The following is an 8136-nucleotide window of genomic DNA, read 5'->3' as shown; positions in this document are numbered from 1 at the left end:
CGCCCCGCCGGCGAGCTCGCGCCGCACCCGCTCGGCCGCCTCCTCGTACGCGCCCCCCACGTGCTGCACCAGCCGCACCGCCGCCGCGTGCTGGGCGGCCGCCGCTCCGGCCAGCGCGGGCATCCGGGCGCGCAGCGAGGCGATCACCCCAGCGGCGGTCCGCTCGGCGGCGGCGTGGCGGGCGGCCGGGTCCTGGGCGTGCCGGGTGAGCCAGTCGCGCAGCGCCGCGACGGCCGTGCCGGGCAGCAGCCCGCTGCCGCCGCCCGCGGACTCGGGGAGCTCGGGGATGGTGAACCGGGGCACGTCCCCCAGCCCGGCGGCCGTGAGCAGCGCCGCGTACTGGTGGGAGACCTCGGCGGCGACCTGGTGGGGCACCCGGTCCAGGACGGTGACGAGGGTGACGTCGTACTCCTTGGCGGTGCGCAGCAGATGCCAGGGCACGGCGTCGGCGTAGCGGGTGGCGGTGGTCACCAGCACCCAGATGTCGGCCGCGCAGATCAGCTCGGCGGCGAGGTCGCGATTGCGGGCGACGAGGGAGTCGATGTCCGGCGCGTCGAGGAGCGCGAGCCCGCGCGCGAGCCCGGGGTCGGTCTCGACGCGCAGCGCCCCGGCCGCCGTCCGCGCCCCCTTGTCCGGCTCATCGCGCGCCGCGCCCGCGTATACCGCGCCGTCGTGCGCCCCCTGCTCGTACGCCGCCCCCTCATACGCCGCCCCCTCGTACGCCTCGTCCTCGTACCCGCCCTCGGCCCGCTCGCCCTGCGCGGGCACCCACACCCGGGTCAGCTGCGGCAGCACCCGCTGTCCGGTGAACCACGGGCGGTCCTCCGGATGGCAGACGAGCACCGGCGTGCGCGTGGTCGGGCGCAGCACCCCGGCCTCGGTGACGCGGCGGCCGACGAGCGAGTTGACGAGCGTGGACTTCCCGGCGCCGGTGGATCCCCCGATGACCGCCAGCAAGGGCGCTTGGGGGGCACGCAGCCGGGGCACGAGGTAGTCATCCAGTTGGGCGAGCAGTTCGGCGCGGCCACGGCGAGCGCGGTCGGCGCCGGGAAGGGGGAGCGGAAACCGTGCGGCATCGACGCGATCGCGCAGTGCGGTCAGTGCGTCGAGCAGTCGGGGCCGTACGTCCAAGATCGCCACGGGGTGAAGAATGCCCGCTTTTGACGTCTTTTTGAAGCGTATGCCCGCTCACGCGCGTCAAACAGACCCACCCGGATTACCCCAGATTGACCAAGGGGCGGGCGTGACGACTGGGGCGCGGGCATAACGAGTAGACAACACCCGCCCTCTGAGGCGTGAAAAACGATGCGGGATTCGCACCTGCCTGCGATTATCAAACCGCTTCACCGAACCTCCACAACGTGCCACGGAGGTGAAGCAACCGGGGCGAGGCGCACGGAGCCCTATCCTTGTCCCCGGCAAGGTCACGGATCCGCCGAGCCCGGCCACCGGCACCACGGCCCCGCACCGTCGGAACCGCAGGCACCCGGGGGCTCAGCAGTTGCGTGATCCACCGTCCGGCCCCCGTAGCTCAGTGGATAGAGCAGGTGCCTTCTAAGCACTTGGCCGCAGGTTCGAGTCCTGCCGGGGGCGCTTCCCGCTCCCCCTCTACGCACGTAGAGAGGGAGCGCCACAGAGGTCGGTGTCGACCGACGGCCCCGAAAACCGGTCGGCACCGTCAGTGCGGGCGATTACAGTGGAGCCGTCCAGGTGCGAAGGCGGGTCCTACTTCCACTGTTAATGGGGTGGTTGCGGGTTCGAGTCCCGTCCGACGCCTCGCGTCGGTAGCTCAATCGGCAGAGCACCCTGTCGGATCCTCCAACTTTGATCTCTGGACACCCGGCGTCGCAGGGTGCGGCGGAGCCAGTTCGGCGCCCTCGACATCGAGGTCGGGCAGCAGCCGGTCGAGCCGGCGGGGAAGCCACCAGGCGCTCTTCCCCATCAGCACGAGCACGGCCGGCACCAGGGTCATCCTGACCAGGAAGGCGTCGACCACGATGCCGACGGCGAGGCCGAAGGCGATCGGCTTGAGGGTGAGATCCTCGGCGGTCACGAAGCTCGCGAACACGGAGAACATGATCAGCGCGGCCGCGGTGACGACCCGCGAGGCGTAGCGGGATCCGGCGATCACGGACTCACGGTGCCTGCCCGTGTGGACGTACTCCTCCCGCATCCGCGACACGAGGAAGACCTCGTAGTCCATGGCCAGTCCGAACAGGACCGCGATCAGAACGATCGGCATGAAGCTGAAGACGGGTCCTGTGGTCGGCACACCGAACTGGTCGGCGAGCCAGCCCCATTGGAAGACGGCGACGACCGCGCCGAATGCCGCCCCGACGGAGAGCAGGAACCCGAAGGCCGCCTTGAGGGGAACCACGATCGAGCGGAAGACCAGCAGCAACAGCAGCAGCGCGAGTCCGACCACGATCGCGGCGAACGGCAGCAGTGAGTCGCCGAGCCGGTCGGACACGTCGATCGCCGCGGCGGTTGAGCCGGTGACCAGCACCTCGGCGTCCGTCGCCGCGCCCAGCTCCGGAGTGACGGAGCGGATGTCGCGGACCAGCTGTACCGTCGCCTCGGCCCGGGGGCCGGCCTTCGGGACGACGGTCACGATCGCCGTCCGGCCGTCCGCGCCGACCTGCGGTGAGCTGATGGACATGACGTCGGGCAGATCGAGCCGGTCGATCCCGGTGGCCACCTCGGTGGCGGCGGCCTTCGGGTCCGTGTCCGCGGTGCGGACGAGAACGAGCAGCCGCCCGTTGCGGCCGGGGCCGAAGGCGTCGGAGATCAGGTCGTACGCCTTGCGCTGTGTCGACTCCGGCGCCGCGGTGCCGTTGTCGGGCATGGCCAGGGACAGCTGCGAGGCCGGGAGGGCCACCGCGCCGAGACCGATGCAGACGGCCACCACCGTGACCAGGGGGCGGCGGGTGACCAACCGGGCCCATCGCTCGCCGCCGTACCGCCGCCGGCCGCCGGCCATGTCCCGCTCCCGCCGGTCGGCGCGCGAGCCGGGCCTGGGCCGCAACCGGGTTCCGGCGAACCCGAGCAGGGCGGGCAGCAGGGTGATCGCCACCAGCACCGCCATCAGCACGGTGCCCGCCGCGGCCAGGCCCATGACGCTCAGGAACGGGATGCCGACGACGGTCAGCCCGCAGAGCGCGATGATCACGGTCAGGCCGGCGAAGACCACGGCGCTGCCCGCGGTGCCGGTCGCCCGTGCCGCGGACTCCTCGGCGTCCATCCCGGAGGCCAGCTGGGTGCGGTGCCTGGACAGGATGAGCAGCGCGTAGTCGATGCCCACGGCGAGGCCGATCATCAGGGCCAGGCTCGGCGCGGTGGACGACACCTTGGCGATGTTCGACACCAGCAGCAGCCCGACCAGCCCGACGGCCAGGCCGGTCAACGCGGTCAGCAGCGGCAGTCCGCCCGCGAGCAGCGAACCGAAGGTGACGACGAGCACGACGACGGCGACGACGAGGCCGATCACCTCACCGATCCCCACCTCCAGACCGGCCGTGCTGTAGATCGTGCCGCCGACCTCGGTCCGCAGGCCGCTCGACCGCGCCTTGAAGGCGATCTCCTCAAGGGCCGTGACGCTGGAGTCACGCAACGCGTCGCGCTTGATCGGATAGAGCACCTGGGCGAGGGCGGTGCGCCGGTCGGCGGAGACGGACCGCGCCTCGAAGGGGTCGACCGCGCTCTCCACCTGCGGCGCCTTCCTCGCGGCCGCGACCGTCTTCTCGATGACGGCGCGATAGGCGGGGTCGTTGACCGTCGAACCCTCCGGGGCGACAAAGACGATCTGTGCCGTGACGCCGGTGGAGGACGGGAGTGACTTCTCGAGTACGTCGATGCCCTTCTGCGACTGGGAGCCGGGGATGGTGGCCTCGCTGTCGAGATGCGAACCGAACGCCGCCATGCCTCCGCCCACCAGCGCGAGGAGAAGTAACCAGCCGGCGAGGAAGCGACCGCGGTGGCGGAAGGCCGCCCGGCCGAGGGCGTGGAGCAGGGTGGCCATCACATGTCCTTCGCGGAGTCGGAGTCGGAGTCGGAGTCCGCGTGAGGGGTGATCAGCGCCTTGAGCACCGCCGACAGGGCCTGCTCCACGGTGTCGACGTCGATCGCCTCGGGATCGGCGATGCGCTCGTTCGAGAGGCCGTTGCACAGGCAGTGCACGATGAGCGCGGCCAGGTCGGGGCTGACGGCCAGATCGGCGCCGGTGCGTTGGGCGACTTCGGTGATCGACCGGCTCGCCGCGGCCCGCTGTGCGCGGCGCAGCGGTGTGAGGATCTCCCGCGTCCTCTCGTCACGGGCGGCGCGCGCCGCGAACTCCAGCCCGAGCTGACCGCGTTCCGCGTCGCCCACGATCCGCCGGGCGACCGTACGGACGGCCGGGCCTACCGCGTCGGTGGGGTTGTCGGCGTCGCGGATGCGCGCCATCACCAGGTTGAACTCGGTGTCGGCGCCGGCTCCGAGGATCGCGCCGAAGAGCTCCTGCTTTCCGGAGAAGTTCGAGTAGACGGCACCCTTGGTGAACCCGGCGGCGTTGGCGATGTCCTCCAGCCTGCTGTCCTCATAGCCGCGTTCGGCGAACGACTTCGCGGCGGCGACCAGCAGCCGGCGCCGGACTTCGTCGCGTGGCACGCGCGGGATCGGCCCCTCGGGTCGGCTCTGCGCGGTGTCGGTGCTGGTGCTGGTGCTGGTGCTGGTGTCGGTGTCGGTGTCGGTGTCGGTCGGGGACGTGCTCGCCGCTGGTGAGTACCCGGGGTATCCGATACCCGGAGTACCGTGGTTCGGCGCAGCGTCAAGCCCGGAAGGGGGCCGCATCATCGGTCCTTTTCGTTCCTCGTCGAACAGGGCCTTTGACGCTACGGAGCGATCGTTTCGGCGGCGATCCGGTCCACCCCCTGAGCGATGGGGGGTTATCCCCACCCCGGCACGCGCTCAGTCCGCCGAGCCGGAGACCTCACGCTCGTAGGTCTCGATCGTCCGGACGAACACGGCGCGCTGCTCCGGGGTGAGCGGGTCGAAGGCCGCGCGCCAGGCGTTCGCGCCGTTGGCCAGCCAGGTGTCGATGGCCGAGCGGGTCTCCTCGTCCTCCGTGATGGCGACGATGGTGCGCCTGCGGTCGGCCGGGTCGGTGTGGCGCTCCAGGACGCCCTGGCGGCTGAGATCGCTGACCATCAGGCTGACCGTCGTGGGGGCGACCTCCAGGCGGGCGGCTAGCTCGTTGACCGGCATCGGGCCGTCGAAGAGCAGATAGGCCAGCAGCGACAGATGCCTGGGGGCCAGGTTGAAGGAGCTCAGCCGCTCCGGGAGCTTGGTGCGCTTGAGCCGGGCGGCGACGCGCGGCATCAGCAGCAGCATGGCCCGGATCGCCTGGTCCGAGCTCAGGGCGGACTCCGGACCGGACCGCGGCTCATGCTCCGCCGACATGTCTCGTACCCCCTCATAGCTTGCGCCGTCACCTTCCCGGCAAAGCTATCCCGGGGCGCGCGCCGCCGCTCACGGCAGGGTCATTACGACGGGAGTCGTTACGACGGGAGGGGCACCTCCAGGGCGGGCAGCAGATGCTGCTCCTCGTACGCGAAGTGCTCCTCCAGGCCCGCGACCAACCGGTCCAGTTCGGCGCGGAGCTTCTTCACATCGGCGGGGTCGGCGGGCAGCCCCCCGTTCAGCAGGGCCTCGAACTCCTCCAGGGCCCGCTCCACCACCTCGTGCTCCTGGCGCAGCCGCGTGAGGGCCGGGAGCAGGTGCGGGAACTGCCGCTCGAAGGCGGTGAACGTGCCGTTCTCCCGGATGTGATGGGTCTGCAGGGCGTAGCAGAACGTGAGGCAGTGGCGGCGCAGTTGGCCTACGAGGTCGGCCCCTGAACCGGCGTCGGCCTGCGCGGACTCCCCCGCCGACGCCCGGTCGATCCCGGCGCGGACGCGGTGGAGCTCGGAGCGCAGATCGTTGTGGTGCTGGATCAGCTGTCGGCCGATCATGTGATTGCGCTCTTGATTGTTCGCGCCAAGGTCCAGGAGATGGAGGGCGATGACCGGTACGGTCCGCTCGGTCTGCTCGGCGTAGGCGCGGAAGGCCGGTTCGCGTGAGCACTGCAGCTCCCAGTAGCGATCACGCGCCTCGCCCTCCAGCACCACCGCGCGCGCCGCGAACGGCTTGACGGCCCCCTCCTCGGTGCCGAGTTCCACGGTGAGATGCGGGTTGGCCAGCAGGTTGTGGTACCAGTGGGGATGTTTGGGGCCGCCGGCGTTGGAGCCGAATACCAGATAGCGGTTCCCGTCGCGCAGATACACGGCGGGGGTCGTATGCGGCTTGCCGGTCCTGGCGCCTGCCGTGGTCAGCAGGATCAGGTGGGCGCCTTCGAACATGCCGCCCACTTGTCCGTTGTTCGCCCGGAATTCTTCGATGACGTTCTTACTGAGGTCCATAGGGGCCCTTCCGACACCTTGTGACACTCGGCTACTGGTCCGTCCTCAGCACCGCGACCCCCTGCACCCGGTCTGCCGCCAGGTCGTCCAGCGCGGCGTCCGCCCGCTCGAACGGATACGGCGTCACGGTGACCCGGAGCCGGTGGGCGGCCGCCGCGTTCAAGAACTCCCGGCCGTCCTCCCGGGTGTTGGCCGTGACGCTGCGCAGGGTGCGCTCGTGGAAGAGATGCCGCTCATAGTTGAGGGGCGGGATGTCCGAGAGGTAGATCCCGGCGACGCTCAGGGTGCCGCCGCCGTCCAGCGCCTCCAGGGCCACCGGCACCAGATCCCCCACCGGCGCGAAGAGGATCGCCGCGTCCAGCGGCTCCGGCGGCCGGTCGTACGCGTCGCGCGCGGACGAGGCACCGAGCTCCAGCGCGAGCGCGCGCGCCGCCGCCGAGCGGGTCAGGACGTGGACCACCGCGCCCCGGCCGATCGCGACCTGAGCGGTGAGATGCGCCGATCCGCCGAAGCCGTAGATGCCGAGCCGGCCGCCCGGCGGCAGCTCGGCGCGGCGCAGCGCGCGATAGCCGATGATCCCGGCGCACAGCAGCGGGGCGAGTTCCTCGTCGGCGTAGCCGTCGGGCAGTTCGTACGCGTAGGCGGCGGGGACCGTGGCGTACTCGGCGTAGCCGCCGTCCGCGTCCCAGCCGGTGTACTCCGACGACGGGCACAGGTTCTCCTGGCCCCGCAGGCAGTAGCGGCAGCGGCCGCAGGTCCGGCGCAGCCAGGGGATCCCCACCCGGGTGCCGGCCGGTGGGCCCTTGGCCCCCGGGCCCGCCGCGGCCACCTCCCCGACCACCTCGTGGCCGGGGACGACGGGGGTCTTGTGCGGCGGCAGGTCGCCGTCGCGTACGTGCAGATCGGTACGGCACACCCCGCAGGCCCGGACCCGCACCAGCAGCTCGTCCGCCGCGGGCCGCGGAACCGGCAGCTCCACCTGGTCGATCCGGCCCGGGCGACCTGGGCTGCCCGGGGTTCGCACCACCCATGCCCGCATTTTCTCTGGGATGTCTGGATTTGCCTGCGCCACCGGGGCAACGTACTGCCGTGGCGGTACAGGGATGCGGAGGCGCGCGTTCCGGGCGCGTCAGCGGGCCCGCGGGCAGCGCCCGTAGGCTGCAGCGCCCGTAGGCTGAGCCCCATGGGCAGCTCACGGTCTCCGCTGGCGGAGCAGGCCACCGGCCCCGGCGCCACCTCGCCCGCGCACCGCGGCGTCTGGCACGGACAGGGTCCGGTGATCTGCGCGGTGGCGGTCGGCGGCGCGGCGGGGGCGGTCGCGCGGTACGGGGCGTCGCTGCTGTGGCCGACCACGGTGGGCACGTTCCCCTGGACGACGTTCGCGGTCAACGCCGTCGGCTGTGCGCTCATCGGCGTTCTCCTGGTGCTGATCACCGAGGTGTGGGCGGCGCACCGGCTGGTACGGCCGTTCTTCGGGACGGGGGTGCTGGGCGGGTTCACCACCTTCTCGACGTACGCCGTGGACATCCAGCGCCTGGTCGATGGGGGCAGCCCGGCCACCGGGCTGATCTATCTGGCGGCCACGCCGCTGGCGGCGCTGGCGGCGGTGTGGGCCGCGGTGGCGGTGACGCGGCGCGCCATGGGGGTGTCCGGGGCGGGCTGCGCGAGCGGTGCGGGCGGCCCGCCCCGGACGCCCCCATGG

General features: G+C 71.9%; 7 protein-coding genes and 2 tRNA genes. 3 read left to right on the top strand and 6 right to left on the bottom strand.

Features of this window, described 5'->3' with window-relative positions:
- A partial coding sequence (locus tag CCN51_RS44575; RefSeq protein WP_211303311.1) for a dynamin family protein occupies positions 1-1131 on the bottom strand: 1131 nt, incomplete at its 3' end.
- Between the two features lie 389 nt (positions 1132-1520).
- Here CCN51_RS44575 and CCN51_RS44570 point away from each other — a divergent pair.
- Together CCN51_RS44570 and CCN51_RS55380 are read left to right on the top strand one after the other, a co-directional pair.
- Positions 1521-1593, top strand: a tRNA-Arg gene (locus CCN51_RS44570).
- Positions 1594-1712: 119 nt separating this feature from the next.
- Positions 1713-1776: transfer RNA gene (locus CCN51_RS55380), tRNA-Ser, on the top strand.
- 13 nt (positions 1777-1789) lie between these two features.
- On the opposite strand, the gene CCN51_RS44565 is transcribed toward CCN51_RS55380, so the two are convergent.
- The 5 genes from CCN51_RS44565 to CCN51_RS44545 form a co-directional block, all read right to left on the bottom strand.
- Positions 1790-4018, bottom strand: a complete 2229-nt coding sequence (locus tag CCN51_RS44565) for an MMPL family transporter (protein ID WP_014179620.1) — start codon at positions 4016-4018, stop codon at positions 1790-1792.
- Positions 4018-4644 (bottom strand): TetR/AcrR family transcriptional regulator, encoded by a 627-nt coding sequence (locus tag CCN51_RS44560; RefSeq protein ID WP_158104756.1) that lies wholly within the window; start codon positions 4642-4644, stop codon positions 4018-4020. The genes CCN51_RS44565 and CCN51_RS44560 overlap by 1 nt, the downstream gene beginning before the upstream one ends.
- 300 nt (positions 4645-4944) lie before the next feature.
- Positions 4945-5436: a MarR family winged helix-turn-helix transcriptional regulator gene (locus CCN51_RS44555; RefSeq protein ID WP_014179618.1), complete on the bottom strand. Its 492-nt coding sequence runs from the start codon at positions 5434-5436 to the stop codon at positions 4945-4947.
- A 98-nt stretch (positions 5437-5534) separates the two neighbouring features.
- Entirely contained in the window at positions 5535-6434 is a 900-nt protein-coding gene (locus CCN51_RS44550; protein ID WP_014179617.1) for a nitroreductase/quinone reductase family protein, read from the bottom strand.
- Between the two features lie 31 nt (positions 6435-6465).
- The gene (locus CCN51_RS44545) at positions 6466-7473 is read right to left on the bottom strand and encodes a zinc-binding alcohol dehydrogenase family protein (protein ID WP_043487593.1); all 1008 of its coding nucleotides are present in this window, start codon (positions 7471-7473) and stop codon (positions 6466-6468) included.
- A 144-nt stretch (positions 7474-7617) separates the two neighbouring features.
- Here CCN51_RS44545 and CCN51_RS44540 point away from each other — a divergent pair.
- On the top strand, positions 7618-8136 hold a 519-nt coding region (locus CCN51_RS44540), incomplete at its 3' end, for a fluoride efflux transporter FluC (protein WP_245881811.1).

This window comes from Streptomyces milbemycinicus (genome assembly GCF_002154605.1).
Classification (GTDB): Bacteria; Actinomycetota; Actinomycetes; order Streptomycetales; family Streptomycetaceae; genus Streptomyces; species Streptomyces milbemycinicus.
The sequence above is the reverse complement of the archived record's forward strand: the minus strand, read 5'-3'. Positions and strand labels throughout refer to the sequence as shown.